General features: G+C 70.2%; 16 protein-coding genes. 7 read left to right on the plus strand and 9 right to left on the minus strand.

What is annotated here, in order from left to right; genetic code table 11:
- Nucleotides 1-180: 180 nt before the first annotated feature.
- Nucleotides 181-1,530: an exodeoxyribonuclease VII large subunit gene (gene xseA, locus VLF18_RS21290; RefSeq protein WP_325281639.1), complete on the minus strand. Its 1,350-nt coding sequence runs from the start codon at nucleotides 1,528-1,530 to the stop codon at nucleotides 181-183.
- A 221-nt stretch (nucleotides 1,531-1,751) separates the two neighbouring features.
- Between xseA and VLF18_RS21295 the strand changes: the two genes are divergently transcribed.
- Nucleotides 1,752-4,169: a response regulator gene (locus tag VLF18_RS21295; RefSeq protein WP_325281640.1), complete on the plus strand. Its 2,418-nt coding sequence runs from the start codon at nucleotides 1,752-1,754 to the stop codon at nucleotides 4,167-4,169.
- 21 nt (nucleotides 4,170-4,190) lie between these two features.
- Here VLF18_RS21295 and VLF18_RS21300 read toward each other — a convergent pair whose 3' ends face one another.
- Entirely contained in the window at nucleotides 4,191-5,654 is a 1,464-nt protein-coding gene (locus VLF18_RS21300; RefSeq protein ID WP_325281641.1) for a phospholipase D-like domain-containing protein, read from the minus strand.
- A gap of 134 nt (nucleotides 5,655-5,788) precedes the next feature.
- Here VLF18_RS21300 and VLF18_RS21305 point away from each other — a divergent pair, with 134 nt between their 5' ends.
- From VLF18_RS21305 to VLF18_RS21315, 3 genes are all read left to right on the plus strand, one after another.
- Nucleotides 5,789-6,064, plus strand: coding sequence for a GNAT family N-acetyltransferase (locus tag VLF18_RS21305; RefSeq protein ID WP_325281642.1), 276 nt, complete (start codon nucleotides 5,789-5,791; stop codon nucleotides 6,062-6,064).
- A 10-nt stretch (nucleotides 6,065-6,074) separates the two neighbouring features.
- Nucleotides 6,075-6,686, plus strand: a complete 612-nt coding sequence (locus VLF18_RS21310; RefSeq protein ID WP_325281643.1) for a YdeI/OmpD-associated family protein — start codon at nucleotides 6,075-6,077, stop codon at nucleotides 6,684-6,686.
- Nucleotides 6,687-6,771: 85 nt separating this feature from the next.
- On the plus strand, nucleotides 6,772-7,536 hold the full coding sequence (locus tag VLF18_RS21315; RefSeq protein WP_325281644.1) for a response regulator transcription factor: 765 nt from the start codon (nucleotides 6,772-6,774) through the stop codon (nucleotides 7,534-7,536).
- 84 nt (nucleotides 7,537-7,620) lie between these two features.
- On the opposite strand, the gene VLF18_RS21320 is transcribed toward VLF18_RS21315, so the two are convergent.
- The 6 genes from VLF18_RS21320 to VLF18_RS21345 form a co-directional block, all read right to left on the minus strand.
- Nucleotides 7,621-9,393, minus strand: a complete 1,773-nt coding sequence (locus VLF18_RS21320) for a M14 family metallopeptidase (RefSeq protein ID WP_325281654.1) — start codon at nucleotides 9,391-9,393, stop codon at nucleotides 7,621-7,623.
- A 70-nt stretch (nucleotides 9,394-9,463) separates the two neighbouring features.
- Nucleotides 9,464-9,868: a DUF3592 domain-containing protein gene (locus tag VLF18_RS21325; protein ID WP_325281645.1), complete on the minus strand. Its 405-nt coding sequence runs from the start codon at nucleotides 9,866-9,868 to the stop codon at nucleotides 9,464-9,466.
- A complete protein-coding gene (locus VLF18_RS21330; protein ID WP_325281646.1) occupies nucleotides 9,868-10,149 on the minus strand; it encodes a hypothetical protein in 282 nt (93 codons plus the stop codon). Before VLF18_RS21330 ends, VLF18_RS21325 begins: the two co-directional genes overlap by 1 nt.
- Nucleotides 10,150-10,222: 73 nt before the next feature.
- A complete protein-coding gene (locus VLF18_RS21335; protein ID WP_325281647.1) occupies nucleotides 10,223-10,600 on the minus strand; it encodes a cupin domain-containing protein in 378 nt (125 codons plus the stop codon).
- Nucleotides 10,594-10,725: a hypothetical protein gene (locus VLF18_RS21340; protein ID WP_325281648.1), complete on the minus strand. Its 132-nt coding sequence runs from the start codon at nucleotides 10,723-10,725 to the stop codon at nucleotides 10,594-10,596. The genes VLF18_RS21335 and VLF18_RS21340 overlap by 7 nt, the downstream gene beginning before the upstream one ends.
- Nucleotides 10,722-11,858 carry an MFS transporter gene (locus VLF18_RS21345; RefSeq protein WP_325281649.1) on the minus strand — a complete coding sequence of 379 codons (1,137 nt, stop codon included), beginning with the start codon at nucleotides 11,856-11,858 and terminating at the stop codon, nucleotides 10,722-10,724. The genes VLF18_RS21340 and VLF18_RS21345 overlap by 4 nt, the downstream gene beginning before the upstream one ends.
- On the opposite strand from VLF18_RS21345, the gene VLF18_RS21350 reads away from it, so the two are divergent.
- Nucleotides 11,851-12,141: a hypothetical protein gene (locus tag VLF18_RS21350; protein WP_325281650.1), complete on the plus strand. Its 291-nt coding sequence runs from the start codon at nucleotides 11,851-11,853 to the stop codon at nucleotides 12,139-12,141. The two genes, VLF18_RS21345 and VLF18_RS21350, sit on opposite strands and share 8 nt — an antisense overlap.
- Entirely contained in the window at nucleotides 12,138-13,046 is a 909-nt protein-coding gene (locus VLF18_RS21355) for a LysR family transcriptional regulator (protein WP_325281651.1), read from the plus strand. Before VLF18_RS21350 ends, VLF18_RS21355 begins: the two co-directional genes overlap by 4 nt.
- 29 nt (nucleotides 13,047-13,075) lie before the next feature.
- Here VLF18_RS21355 and VLF18_RS21360 read toward each other — a convergent pair whose 3' ends face one another.
- Complete coding sequence (locus VLF18_RS21360; protein ID WP_325281652.1) at nucleotides 13,076-13,540, minus strand: nuclear transport factor 2 family protein; 465 nt, start codon at nucleotides 13,538-13,540, stop codon at nucleotides 13,076-13,078.
- 146 nt (nucleotides 13,541-13,686) lie between these two features.
- Between VLF18_RS21360 and VLF18_RS21365 the strand changes: the two genes are divergently transcribed.
- Nucleotides 13,687-14,013, plus strand: a 327-nt coding sequence (locus VLF18_RS21365) for a hypothetical protein (RefSeq protein WP_325281653.1), incomplete at its 3' end; no start/stop codon positions are given.

Below are 14,013 nucleotides of genomic sequence, written 5' to 3' on the forward strand. Positions count from 1 at the left end.
CGATTCTCGGCAGCGCGGCGCGACGGGTCAACGGCGGATTGCGGGCGCCGAGGGTCGAGGAGTGAGAGGTGAGAGGTGAGAGGTGAGAGGTGAGTGGTGAGTGGTGAGTGGTGAGCGCCGGCCGCCGTGCCACTCGTTTCTCACCGCTCCCGGCTCATTCCCGCTCTTTAGATTGGCGGATCACTCCACGCGCACGCGCAGTTCACCCTCGGCGAGGCGTGCGCGCAGCACCGTGCCTGTCTGCGTGTCGGAAGGTGCGCGAATGACGCGGCCGTCCTGAGCGTCCTGCAGCAATGCATAGCCGCGCGCGAGCACGGCCAGCGGGCTGACCGCGTGGAGCGCGCGGGCCAGCGCGGTCAGGCGCGCGCGACGTGTGTCGAGACCGCCGCGCAGCCGGTGCTGCAGCAGCTCGCGCTGATGCGCGAGCGCGAGCCGTGCGCGCTGCAGGCGCTGTTCGGGTGCCTGACGCCAGAGCCGCGTCGCGAGCCCCGCGAGGCGCTCGCGGCGCTGCTGCCGGCCGTGCAGCAGCGCATGCCGCAGGCGCAGATCGAGCGCCGCCAGGCGGCTGCGCCCGAGCGCGAGCCGCTGCGCCGGACTGCGTGCCTGCAACTGCGCCGACAGGCGGTCGAGGGTCTGCTGACGCTGCTGCAGGCGGCGCTGCAGCAGCAGCTCGATGCGCTGCACGCGCTGGCGCAACTGGCGCGACAGCTCGCCCGTGTCCGGCGCGATCAATTCGGCCGCGGCCGACGGCGTCGGTGCGCGCAGGTCGGCGACGAAGTCGGCGATCGTGAAATCGGTTTCGTGCCCGATCGCGGAGACGATCGGCAGCGGGCTCGCGTGGATCGCGCGCGCGACGCCTTCGTCGTTGAACGCCCAGAGGTCCTCGATCGATCCGCCGCCGCGCGCGATCAGGATGAGGTCGTGGCGCGCCGCCGCGGCGATCCGGCGCAGCGCCGCGACGATCGCCGGCGGTGCTTCCCTGCCTTGCACGGGCACCGGCACGACATCGACCGCGAGCAGCGGATAGCGCCGTCCGAGCACGCTGAGAACATCGCGCACTGCCGCGCCCGTTGCCGATGTCACGACGGCGAGGCGGCGCGGGAAGCGCGGCAGCGCGCGCTTGCGCTCGGCGGCGAACAGGCCTTCGGCGGCGAGCGTCGCCTTGAGCCGCTCGAACTCGCGCCGCAGCGCGCCTTCGCCGGCTTCCTCGAGATGTTCGACGATGAGCTGGAACTCGCCGCGCGCCTCGTAGAGGCTGACGCGTGCGCGGGCAAGCACCTGCATGCCGTCGGCCGGACGGAAGCGCAGCAGCGCGCTCTTCGGTTTGAACATCGCGCAGCGCACCTGCGCGCCGCCGTCCTTGAGACTGAAATACAGATGCCCCGACGCGGGACGCGCGAAATTGGAAATTTCGCCTTCTAGCCAGATCAGGCCGAACGCGTCTTCGAGCAGGTCGCGGGCGCGGCGCGTCAGCTGCGACGGCGTCAGCACCTCGCGGCCGCTGGCATAGGCGATGCGGTCTTCGGACATCGACGGAGCAGGACAGGCCGGCGGCGACGCCGGGCGGGGCGGCAGTGTAGGCGTGCGCGCAGGCGTCGGCAAACCGCATCGCACCCGCGGCAGCGTTCAGCTTCGTGATGGTGCGGGCGCTCGCGCATGGACGCGCGTCGAATCGCTATAGTGGCGTCGCGGCGACGGATGCCGCGGCAAGAACGCTCTTCCACCATTGCTCAGGGGTAATGACGAAGAACATGGCTCAGACCAGCACCGATGCCGAAGCGGCGCGTCGCGCGCCGGCCGGCGAACGAGCACTGCGGCAGCGACTCGACGCGTTCGTCAGCGAGTGGCGCAACAGCCTCGGCGATATCTGGGACGGCGCGAAGGCCGGCCTGCTGCACGAAGAACTCGAGAAGATCAACGCCGAAGCCGAAGCGCAGGACGTCGGCGACATCGCGACGCCGACGCTCGAGCTCATCGTATTCCTGTGCTCGTTCATCGAGACCGGCGCGATACCGAGCACCGTGCAGCGCCAGGCGCTGGCCGGACTCGTCGACGGGCTCAGCCAGTCGGCCGAAGCGCCGCGGACGGCGCCGCGTGCGGTCAAGCGCGCAGTGGCGAGCACCGTGCGAGGGCAGGTGCACTATCTCGCCGCCGGCGCGCGCGTCATCGAGGCGCTCGCGCCGACGCTCGGCGCGCACCGCTTTCTCGTGCGGCCGTTCGACGAGACCGCGCCGCTGAGTCTTGCGATGACCGAGAGCCCGCCCGACGTGCTGCTCGTCGACGACGCGTTCGTGCCGCAGCTTCACGGCCTGCTCGAATCGATATCGCGCGCGCGCGACACGCAGCGCGATCCGCCGGTCTGTCTCGTGCTGTCCGAAGCAGCCGACCCGGCACGCATGCTGTATGCGCAGCGCGCCGGCGCCGACGCCGTCGTGTCGAGCCGCGATCCGGTGGAAATCGTCGCGCGCATCGAGGAAATGCTGGAGCAGCGCCGCAGCCTCGGCTACCGCGTGCTCGTCGTCGAGGACGACCCGCCGCAGGCGAAGTTCTGCGAGTCGGTGCTGCATCACCGCGGCATCACGACGCGCGTCGTCGCCGATGCGACGAGCGTGATCGCCGCGGTCCGCGAGTTCCACCCCGATCTCGTGCTGCTCGATTTCTATTTGCCCGACGGCAACGGCATCGAGGTCGCGCAGACGATACGTGCCGAACCCGGCTGCGCGTTCCTGCCGGTCGTGTTCCTGTCGGGCGAGCAGGATCTCGACCGGCGCTTCGACGCGATCTCGATGGGCGGCGACGATTTCCTGACCAAGCCGGTCAAGCCGAGGCACCTGCTGCTGACCGTCGAGAGCCGCGTGCGGCGCGCACGCACGCTGATCGCGACGACCGGGTCGGCGCGCGGCGAGCGCCGCGGCACGCTGTCCGGCCGCGACGTGTTTCTGCAGGAGCTGCAGCTGCTCGCCGACAGCAGCGGCGACGCCTGCGTCGGTCTCGTCTACATCGCGGTCGACGACATCGAGAACGTGCGCGAGCGCGTCGGTTTCGTCGCCGCGGGCACGCTCGGCCAGCAGCTCGCGTCGGCGATCGCTTCCGAGCTGCCGTTCGCACGTCCGATCTGCGCCTACGGCGAATACACCTTCCTCGCGCTCGCGCAGCGCGACGACGAACTCGCGCTGCGGCAGGCGCTGGAGCAGGCGCGAAGCCGGCTCGCGGCGCGCGCGTGGCTGTCGGCCGACGATCCGCTGCGACTGAACTTCACACTGTCGGCCCTGCGTGTCACCGGTCCGTCCGAGCGCGCCGAAAGCCTGCTGCGCCGTGCGCGGCAGCAGGCGCTGATCGTGCAGTCGGCCGGCGGCAACGACGTCTCGATCGATCTGCGCGACCCGAATGTCGCGAGCGAGGATCCGCGCGTGCGGCTGGTACGCGCGATCCTGCGTTCGGCCGCCGACCTCGGCAATTCGCCGCTGTCCTACCAGCCGTTCGCGCCACTCGCGGGCAATCTCAGCGGACAGTATCTGGCGCGCATGCAGCTCAAGCCGCCGCGCAGCTCGCAGAGCATCCTGATCGATCCCGCCGAATACCTGCCGCTCGCGCGCGCGCTCGGCCTCGCGACGCATGCGGACCGCCGCCTGATCCGTCTCGCGCTGCGCCAGATCCATGCGCGCGGCAACACGGCGGACGAGCTGCGCGTGTTCCTTCCGCTGACCGCCGAATCGCTGCTCGACACGGCCTTCGCACCGTGGCTCGCGACGGAGCTGCGCGCGCACGCGGTGTCGGCAGCGTCGATCGCGCTGGAGTTCGACATCGCCGACCTCATCGAGCAGCAGCCCGCCGACGGCGCGATCGAGACGCTGCAGCGCGTCGGCGCGCGTTTCTGCCTGCGCGCGAACGACGATTCCGAACGCGCGCAGCGCTGGCTGAACCATGCGGCGTTCAGCGTCGTGCGCTTCGAACGCCCTGCGGCGAGCGGCAGCGGCTCGCCCTGGGCCGCGCTCGCGAACCGCTTTGCGACGGTCCGCGGCCTCGGCAAGATCATCGTCGCGAGCGGCGTGGACGACATGAGCGACATCGGCGAACTGCTGCGCAGCGGTACGCACTACGCGAACGGCGCCGCGGTCTGCGACTGGCTGCGCGACTTCGATTTCGATTTCGCCGGCGCGGTGCTGTAACGGACGACGGCGGCGCGAACGCTAGGGCGCTTCGGCTGGCTCGTCGCGTTTCTCGCCGCGCGGCACCGGGGCTTTCGCGCGCCGCCGCGACTGCAGATAGCGGCTGAGCAGGCTCAGGCCCAGCAGTCCCGCGGCCATGCTGAGCGGCCAGGCCAGCAGCCACGGCCAGCGCAGGCCGAGCACGGCCAGTGCGAGCAGGCTGGCCGCGGCCCAGGGCAGCGAGCCCGCCTCGGCGCGGCCGAGCACGCGCTGGTTGCCGAGCGCCGAACCCACGCTGTGCGCCAGGCGCATCACGCCGGCCGCGGCGCGGCTCGAACTGCCGCCGCACACGCGGCCGTTGCGCGGTGCGGTTTTCTGTACTTTGCGGCGTTTGAGCACGATCTCGGTCGCATTGTCGAGATCGATCAGATACTGGCGTTCCATGCAGGCGGCGAAGTCGCGGTCCTCGACCGCGAGGTCGATCTCGCAGTTGCCGATCCAGCTTGCGATGTTGAGATTGCTCGAACCCACGCGCGCCCAGCGCGAATCGGCGACGGCGGTCTTCGCGTGCATCATCGATCCGTTCCACTCGAACACGCGGATGCCGGCTTCGAGCAGCGGCCGGTAGCCCGACTGCGAGATGCGCGCGACTGCGGGAATGTCGCTCGTGCCGGGAACGAGCAGGCGCACGTCGACGCCGTCGCGCGCGGCGGCGGCGAGCGCCTGCACGTACGGCGGCAGGCCGACGAAATAGGCATCGGCGAGCCACAACCGCTCGCGCGCCATCGCGGCAATGAGCTGATCGAGGCGGAACAGGCCGGCCGTGCTCGGCTGCGTCGCGATCACGCGCACGTCGGTCGTGCCGGCATCGGCCTTCGACGCCTGCAGCAGTTCGGCGCGCAGCGGCGTGCCGAGCTGGCTCCAGAGGTCGGCGAACACATGCACGAGTTCAGCGACGGCCGGACCGCGCAGGCTGACTCCGGTGTCGCGCCACGGCGGAACTTTTTTTCGCGGATCGCCGAGCCATTTCTCCGACAGACAGACCCCGGTAATGCAGGCGTACTCGTTGTCGACGACGAGCAGCTTGCGGTGGTCGCGGCTGATCCAGCCGAGCGGACTCGAGAAGCGCGGCGGGTTGTACGAGCGGACCTCGCCGCCGGCATCGGTCAGCGGACGCCAGAAGCCGCCGCCGTCGAGACCGAGGCAGCCCAGCCAATCGCGCACGACGCTGACAGCGACGCCGGCGGCCGCGCGTTCGGCGAGCGCGTCGCGCAGCCGGCGGCCGATCGCGTCGTCGCGAATAATATAGTTTTCCAGAAATATCGACCGGCGCGCCGCCGAGACGACGCGTTCCCACTCGTCGAAGTGCGCCTGCGCGTCGATCAGCAGTCCGACCGCGTTGCCGCCGATCAGCGGCGCTCCGGCCGCGCGGCTGAAGGCCTGTTCGGCCATGCGGCGCCAGGGCGAAGCGGGCAGTGCGGGCGGCGGGCAGGCGGGCTCGGACATGCGTTCGAGTGTAGCCGCAGCGCATGTGCAGCGGATGTGCTCGCAACCGCGCGGCCGCGCGGCCAGCCCGGCGCCGCATTGTGAGACGCCGGCCGGCGGTGTAGCGTTCGCGGGTCGTTCGTCCGGAGACCTGCATGGAACTGGCTGTCGAACACGACCGCGCCGCGCGGCGATTTCACGCGACCGTCGACGGTCATCGCTGCGTGCTCGACTACACGCTGAGCGGCGATCTCATGAGCATCGTCCACACCGGCGTGCCGGCCGAGGTCGGCGGCCGCGGCATTGCCGCCCGTCTGACCGAGACGGCCGTCGACGCTGCCCGCGCGGCCGGCTGGAGGGTCGCGCCGCTGTGCTCCTATGCCCGCGTCTGGTTCGAGCGACATCCCGAATTCCGCGACCTGCTGGCCTGAGGCGGCGCTCATGGGCACCCGTCATCCGCGCGTCGATGCGTACATCGAGAAGTCCGCCGAGTTCGCCAGGCCGATCCTGAACTATCTGCGCGACACGGTGCATCAGCACTGCCCCGACGTCGAAGAGGCGATCAAGTGGGGCGCGCCGCATTTCATGTACCACGGCATGCTTTGCGGCATGGCCGCGTTCAAGCAGCACTGCGCCTTCGGTTTCTGGAAGGGCGCATTGCTCGTGGACGATGCGCGCAACGACGAAGCCATGGGCCAGTTCGGCCGCATCGCGTCGCTGAAGGACCTGCCCGGCAAGAACGTGCTCGCCGGCTATATCCGCAAGGCGATGGAACTCAACGAATCCGGCACGCAGCCGGTGCGCAAGACCAAGGATGCGAAGCCCAAGCCGCCGGCGGAAATGCCCGACGACCTCGCCGCGGCATTGAAGAAGAACCGCAAGGCTGCCGCCGTGTTCGACGGATTCAGCACCTCGGCGCGGCGCGAATACATCGAGTGGATCGTCGAGGCCAAGCGCGCGGAAACACGCGCGAAGCGTCTCGCGCAGGCGATCGAATGGATCGCCGAGGGCAAGCAGCGCAACTGGAAGTACATGCCCTCGGCGAAGGCCTGAGCCGCGGCCGCACGGACGGCGATGGCTGCGGCAGCACGATCCGGATTACGCTGCGGCCCATGATGGCTTCGCCCGTGCCGCAGCGATGAACGAACCGACCGGCTCCGACGCCTGCGCCGCGCCGGTCCGCGTGCTCGTCGTCGACGACGAGCCGCAGATCCGCAGGTTCCTCGACATCAGCCTGCGCGCGCAGGGCTATCGCGTCGAGACGGCCGACACGGGCGAAGCCGGTCTCGCGGCGCTCGCGACGCACGGCGCCGATATCGTGATCCTCGACATCGGGCTGCCCGATCGCGACGGCCACGCCGTGCTGCGCGAACTGCGGCAGTGGTCGTCGGTGCCGGTCATCATGCTGACCGTGCGCGCCGGCGAGGCCGAGAAAGTGAAAGCGCTCGACGGCGGCGCGAACGACTACGTGACCAAGCCCTTCGGCGTGCAGGAACTGATGGCGCGCGTGCGCACGCTGCTGCGCTGGCGCGCGGCGCCGGCCGACCTGCCGACGACCTACGACGACGGGCGCCTGCAGCTCGACCTCGCGCGACGCGAGCTGCGTGTCGACGGAGAAGCGGTTCCGCTGACGCGCAAGGAATATGCGCTGCTTGCGCTGCTCGTGCAGAACGCCGGCCGCGTCGTGACCCAGCCGCAGCTGCTGCGTGAACTCTGGGGACCGACCCACCAGGAAGACACGCACTACCTGCGCATCCTCGTCGGCAAGCTGCGCCAGAAACTCGGCGACGACGCCGCGGCCCCGCGCTGGATCGCGACGGAGCCGGGCGTGGGCGTGCGGTTCGTGGATCGGCGCGGGGACGCAGGAACGACAGGGGAGCAGGTAGGAACCAGAAGGGAGTAGGCAGGAACTAGAGCGGGCGCTTCTCTCCAGTTACTGCCTCCTCACTCTATTTATCCATATCCCCTTGCGACCGACCCGCAACGGCTACGGCGCCCGATCAATCCGGAACACCGGATACAGGTTCATCTGCTCGTCCCACGACGCATGACGGCGCGCGAAGAACTGCAGGCGCGCGGCGGGACTGCGGACGAACTCGGCGTCGGTCGCGAGCCTGCGCTGGAATTCGGCGGCGAGCGCGGGATCGCGCTTGAGCTGTTCGCGCGCGACGTCCTCGGCGACGTATTCCTCCATGTATTCCTTTTGCTCGAACGCGTTGTTGAACCAGCCCCAGGCGGCGAGCGAGTCGGGCGCCTGCGGTTCGAGCAGGGCGACGGCGATGCGCGAACGCGCCTGGGCGAGCGGTACGTACAGCGCGCCAGCGGCGAGGTCGCGGGTCTCGCTGCTCCAGGCGCCTTCGAGGGTCGCGCGCTGATGGCTTTCGACCGACTCGCCGGCGAGCGTCGCCTTCGTCGCGCGGAACGTCTGCAGCGGCAGGCGCGTCAGCGGATCGGTCAGACGCTTGTAGGCGACGCCGTGCGCGTCGAGGCGCGCCGCGACCGCGTCGGCCCAGGCGACGGGCACGAGATAACCGGCCTTGGGCGCTTCGACGAGCACCGTCGGCTGCACGTCGTCGCGCAGCGGCACTTTCCAGACCTGCGGCTTGCGCTCGTCGTAGCGCGTCATCAGGGCGCCGGAAATCTCCGACGGCGCGCGCGTATAGGCATAGCCGCGGAATTCGATCTCGCGCGCCTTGTCGGTCGCGCGGTAGTCGAGCGCGACGCGCGTGCCGCCGAGCGTCGCGGCGCGCTCGTCGGCCGTGAGCTGCTCGGCGCGCCAGTCGCGGCCGCGTTCGCCGACGAGCTGCATCACGTCGAGCAGGGTGTTGCGCGTGATCTTCACGCGCGTCGGATACGGCTTCCACGAATGCGTTTCGACGAGCACGGCGAAACGGTTGCGCAGCGGCACGTAGCCGGTCGAAAAGCGCGGCGGCGCGACCGCGTCGGCGAAGCCCGAGGCCGGGTCGTCGGTCACGACGAAGGCCGGATAGAAGCTGACCGGCAGCGAGCCCTGCTTCGTCAGACGCGCGATCGTGCCGTCGCGCAGCTCGCGGCCGAGCTTGCGCAGTTCCTCGTCGCCGGAATAGACCGGCTCGACCATGACCGCGACGTCATGCTCGAACTTCGCGCCGTCGGTCACGTGCAGGTCGACGTACACGGTCGGGTCCCAGCGGTTCATCAGCGCGAGCATCGCGCGCATCTCGGGCGCGTCGGCCTTGAGATAGTCGCGGTTGAGGTTGTAGTTCTGCGCGGTCGTGCGCCAGCCCATCTGTTCGGGCCCGCGCTGGTTCGGCCGGTTCCAGGCGGCGAAACGCTCGTGGCCGTCGACGTTGAACACGGGCACGAACACCATGACCTGCTTGTCGAGCAGCCCGGCGCCGGTCTTGCCCTGCAGCAGTTCGCGCAGCAGCAGGAAGCCCGCGTCCTTGCCGTCGATCTCGCCGGCGTGGATGCCGCCCTGGAACAGGGTGACCGGAATGCCTTTCTCGTGCGCGGCCTCGGGCGTGCGTGCGCCGCTCGTGGTCGCGACGATCGCGATCATCGGGCGGCCTTCGGGCGTGCGGCCGAATTCGTCGCAGCGCACCGCGTCGGGCCAGCCCTTGGCGAAGCGCGCGCAGAGATCGACGACTTCGTCGTAGCGGCCGGTGCGCTTGAAGCCCGACTGCTCGGCGACGGTACGCAGCGTGTCGGCGGCGGCATGGACGGAGGTGGCGGCGGTCAGCAGGGCCAGCAGGACGGCACGACGGATCATGGGCGGCACCGGAAGCGAAGGAGCGTGCAAGCATAGCCATTGCCGCGACCCGCGCCCACGGCATGTGCCGCAATCCGCGTCAAAACCATGGAATCAGCAAAAGCAGCCCGACCGCGAACCAGCCGGCACCGAGCAGCGCAAAGATCAGCCACGGCGCGTGCAGTTCGAGCGGGCTGTCGACGACGGCTTCGCCGGGGTCGTCGGGGTCGTAGAGCACCGCGACGCGGCGACCGCGCGCATAGGCGCCGCCGGGCAGGCCGAGCCGCGATTCAAGCGTGTGCACGCGGCCGTCGTCGGTCGTGAAACGCAGGCGCGAGTGGTCGCTGCCGCCCGACAGCGCGCTCGTGCGCGCCGTCGCATCGCCGACTTCGGCCTCGGCGCGCGCGGCGCGCGCGAGAAAGCGCAGCGTGCGGCGGCGCAGATGCAGACCGAGCGCAAGAAAGCCGGCGCCGCCGGCCGCGAACAGTCCGGCGACGAGGTCCATCAGATCAGCCCGGACACGAAGGCGAGGCCGAGTTCCGCGGCCGCGGCGAGCGCCAGCACGAGCGACGCGGCAGCCCAGCTCCACGGCGACTCCTTGAGGACGCTGCGGGAAACCGCCGACAGCGCGAATCCGCCGAGCGCGCTGAGACCGAGGTAGAGCGCGACCGCGACCGGAATCGCGTAGGTCGTGCCGACTGCCATCAGCAGCATGAGTCCGACCACGAGCACGATGAACACGATGGCCGCGGCGAACACGAGAAACAGCAGAAGGAGGAGCGTCAAGGCGAGTCTTCCGGCACGCGCGCGAAGCGCCGCGCCGCGTAGGTTGCCGGCGCGTGCGGCCCGCCGCAACCGGTCACGCGTCGCGCAACTGTTCCTCGATGCTGCGTGTGCGTTCGCTGACGACGTCGCCGGTGTGGGCGGTGTCCTTGTTCTCGATGAGCAGCAGCAGGCATTCCTCGTCGGCAATGGGCAGGTGCTGTACGCCCCTGGGCACGACGAACAGTTCGCCGGGTCCGAGTTCGACATCGCGGTCGGGCAGCCGCAGGCGCAGGCGACCCTGCAGCACGAAGAACAGTTCGTCCTGTGCGTCGTGGCTGTGCCAGACCAGTTCGCCGCGGACCTTCGCGACCTTGATGTAGCTGTCGTCGAGCGCGCCGATGACGCGCGGCGACCAGAGTTCGGCGAGGCCGGCAGCGAGCGCGCGCGGATCGACCGGATCGGGTTTCAGCATACGAGCGCTCCGAGTTGACGCGCGAACATGGTTTCGCCCCAGCGCAGCCAGAGCAGGGTCAGCGAGGCGGCGACGAGCAGGACGATCATCATCGCGCCGACGCGGCGCCACGACCAGGCGTTCACGCGGTTGACCCGGCGGTCCGCAGCACCGGCGTCGCCGCCGGCGTGTCGCGCGTGACGTAGCTGATCGCCGAGGCGGCGACGCCGAGCACGATGCTCGCGATCCAGACCGTCATGTAGCTGCCGGTCGTGTCGTAGAGCCGGCCGGCCGCCCAGGCGCCGATGAAGCTGCCGACCTGGTGCGACAGGAACACGATGCCGTAGAGCGTCGACAGGTAGCGCACGCCGAACAGGCTTGCGACCGCACCGTTGGTCAGCGGCACCGTGCCGAGCCAGAGGAAGCCGAACACCGCGGCGAACGCGAGCGCCGAGAACGCGCTGAGCGGCGCGAGCAGGAACAGCGCGATCGCGAGCGCGCGCGCGCCGTAGAGCGCGGCGAGCAGGCGCGGACGCGAATGGCGTCCGCCCCAGAGGCCGAACAGGTACGAGCCGGCGATATTGAACAGGCCGACCAGCGCGAGCGCCGAGGCGCCGACGCTCGCCGGAATGCCCTGATCGACGAGATAGGCCGGGAAGTGTGTCGCAATGAACGCAATGTGGAAACCGCAGACGAAGAAGCCCGCATTGAGCAGCCAGTAGTGCGGATGCGCCGCGGCCTGGGCGAGCGCGCGCGAGAGACCGCCGTCGTCGGCGGCGGCGACGGCGGCGCCTTCCTGCACCGGCCGGCGGATGCCGAAGGCCGCGACGATGACGACGAGAATCAGCGCGCCGAGTCCGAGCATGGCGCCGCGCCAGCCCCAGCCCGCGATCATCGCCTGGGCCATCGGCACCACCGCGAACTGGCCGAACGAGCCGCCCGCAGTGACGAGGCCGAACGCGAGGCTGCGCTGTTCCGGACGCACGAGGCGCGCGACGCCGGTCAGCACGACGACGAAAGTCGTGCCGCTCAGGCCCAGCCCGACCAGCACGCCGAGGCTTGCCATGATGCCGCCCGGCAGGAGGACGAATGAGGCGGCGACGAGTCCGGCGGCATAGACCAGCGTGCCGACGACGAGGACGCGGCGCACGCCGTAGCGGTCGGCGATCGCGCCGACGAACGGCTGGGCGAGACCGAACAGCAGGTTCTGCACGGCGATTGCGAAGCCGAAATACTCGCGGCCGATGCCGAAGTCGCGGCCGATCGGCTGCATGAACATGCCGAAGCTCTGCCTCACGCCCATGCTCACGGTGACGATGAGCGCACCGCAGGCGATCGCGAGGATCGCGGCGCGGGTCCAGGTCGTGACGGGAGCGGTCGTGGCGGAGCCGGTCGTGGAGGAAGCGGCGGTCGGCTGCATGGAGGACGACGAAAGTGGCGCTGTGCGCGAGGTTAGTCGCCGTCGTATCGTCGTGACAGTAGCGACGCGGCCGATTCTGTATCAATGCCGGATTGAGAATCGGCCGCTGCGCACGATGCCGCCGCGAGCCGATCTTCGATGAGCGAATCCGTTTCCGACATTGCCGTGTTCGTCGCCTGCGCCGACAGCGGCCGGCTCAATCAGGCCGCGCGCTCGCTCGGCGTCACGCCGGCGGTCGCGAGCGCCGCGCTGAAGCGGCTCGAAGCGACGCTCGGCGCGCGTCTCGTGCTGCGCACGACGCGCAGCCTGCGCCTGAGCGAGGAGGGCGAGCGCTATCTGCCGCATGCGCGCGAAGCCCTGTCGGCGCTGAACGCGGGACGCCTCGCGCTGAGCCGCGACGGCGACGAAGTCGACGGGCTCGTGCGCATCACTGCGCCGGCGGACTTCGGCCGCAACCGGCTCGCCGGCTGGCTCGACGATTTTGCCGTGCGCCATCCGCAGGTGCGTTTCCAGATCACGCTCGACGATGCCGTCGCCGATTTCTTCTCCGCGCCGGTCGACCTCGCGCTGCGCTACGGCGCGCTCGGCGATTCGAGCCTGATCGCCGCACCGCTCGCGCAGCTGGTGCGCGTGGCCTGTGCCGCGCCCGGGTATCTGCAACGCCGCGGCACGCCGCGGACGCCGCAGGACCTCGGCGACCACGACGCGCTGTGCTACATGCGCCAGCAGCGCGCCGTCGATCGCTGGTCGTTCACGCGCGGCAGCGACAGCGTCGACGTGACGGTCACGCCGCGCTGGATCTTCAACGACGCGGAAATGGTGCGGCGCTGGGCGATACGCGGCCGCGGCATCGCGTACCGGATCTGGGCCGACGTCGCCGAGGACGTCGCCGCCGGGAGGCTCGTGCGCGTTCTGCCGGACTGGCTCGGCGAGGCCACGCCGCTGAGTCTCGTCTACACCGCGCGCCGCCTGTCGCCGGCGCTGCGCGCGGTCATCGATTTCCTGCTCGAACGACGCGCGGAACTCGAAAATTGCATGCCCGCGTAGGTTGGGCTTCGACCGCGGCTCAGCCCAACCTACGGATTGCCTCCGCGAAACGCGGCGAGTCCGCGCGCGGCTTCCGCACGCACCTTGCCCTGCAGGAACGGCGTCCACCCGAGCAGCAGGCCGGCGGGTCCGAGCGCCTGGCGCGACCAGCGCCAGAAATCGAATGTATCCACATGTTCACTAATGAGTCCGTCGCGGAAGCGGAACTCGGCATGGATCACGTTGTGGACGGGGCGGCCGGTCTTGCTGAAGGTGTACCAGGCCTGCCAGTCGGCGCTGCCGCGGTCGCCGTCGGCGCGCACGTTCGCGAATTCCAGGCGCAGGTCCTTGCCGCGCTCGCAGAGCATGCGCCACATGCGGCCGATGTCCTCGCCGCGCAGGTCGAACGCGGGATCGCGGAACGTCGCGTCGGGCGTGTAGCAGGCGGCCATCGCGGCACCGTCGCGGCGCTGGAAGGCTTCATAGAACGTGGCAATGCGTTCGGCGGGTTGCACGAGGGGCGGGCTCCGGTCGGGTGGCCTATGGTGCCAGCGCGATACCGGCCGACAGGTGGCGGGTTCGTCGCGTGGCGGATTTCGCACCGGCGGCGGCGCGTCCGCGCAGCTTGCTACGATCGCCGCCATTCCGCGCGGAGTCTCCGATGGCCGGCACCGGCAAGCGCACACAAAACAGCGAGGTCGACGCGTTTCTCGCGTCGCTGGAGCATCCGGCGAAGGCGCTCGTGATCGCGCTGCGCGCCGCGGTGCTCGGTGCCGACGCGGCGATCGCCGACGGCATCAAGTGGAACGTGCCGAGTTTTCGCAAGCGGGACTATTTCGCGACGATGCACCTGCGCGCGAAGCAGGGCGTCGGCCTGATCCTGCATTTCGGCGCGAAGAAGACCGCGATCGCGACGAGCGGCGTCGACATTCCGGACCCACAGGGACTGCTCGACTGGCTCGCGAAGGACCGCGCGATGATCGTGTTC

This window comes from Tahibacter sp., from assembly GCF_035481375.1.
Lineage (GTDB): Bacteria > Pseudomonadota > Gammaproteobacteria > Xanthomonadales > Rhodanobacteraceae > Tahibacter.

What these genes read in the sequence shown, in the direction of transcription:
- VLF18_RS21350 (WP_325281650.1), top strand. Translation starts at nt 11,851, where the DNA reads ATGAACATGCCGAAGCTCTGCCTCACGCCCATGCTCACGGTGACGATG.
- VLF18_RS21295 (WP_325281640.1), top strand. Translation starts at nt 1,752, where the DNA reads ATGGCTCAGACCAGCACCGATGCCGAAGCGGCGCGTCGCGCGCCGGCC.
- VLF18_RS21345 (WP_325281649.1), bottom strand. Translation starts at nt 11,858, where the DNA reads ATGTTCATGCAGCCGATCGGCCGCGACTTCGGCATCGGCCGCGAGTAT.
- VLF18_RS21315 (WP_325281644.1), top strand. Translation starts at nt 6,772, where the DNA reads ATGAACGAACCGACCGGCTCCGACGCCTGCGCCGCGCCGGTCCGCGTG.
- VLF18_RS21300 (WP_325281641.1), bottom strand. Translation starts at nt 5,654, where the DNA reads ATGTCCGAGCCCGCCTGCCCGCCGCCCGCACTGCCCGCTTCGCCCTGG.
- VLF18_RS21335 (WP_325281647.1), bottom strand. Translation starts at nt 10,600, where the DNA reads ATGCTGAAACCCGATCCGGTCGATCCGCGCGCGCTCGCTGCCGGCCTC.
- VLF18_RS21355 (WP_325281651.1), top strand. Translation starts at nt 12,138, where the DNA reads ATGAGCGAATCCGTTTCCGACATTGCCGTGTTCGTCGCCTGCGCCGAC.
- VLF18_RS21325 (WP_325281645.1), bottom strand. Translation starts at nt 9,868, where the DNA reads ATGGACCTCGTCGCCGGACTGTTCGCGGCCGGCGGCGCCGGCTTTCTT.
- VLF18_RS21305 (WP_325281642.1), top strand. Translation starts at nt 5,789, where the DNA reads ATGGAACTGGCTGTCGAACACGACCGCGCCGCGCGGCGATTTCACGCG.
- xseA (WP_325281639.1), bottom strand. Translation starts at nt 1,530, where the DNA reads ATGTCCGAAGACCGCATCGCCTATGCCAGCGGCCGCGAGGTGCTGACG.
- VLF18_RS21310 (WP_325281643.1), top strand. Translation starts at nt 6,075, where the DNA reads ATGGGCACCCGTCATCCGCGCGTCGATGCGTACATCGAGAAGTCCGCC.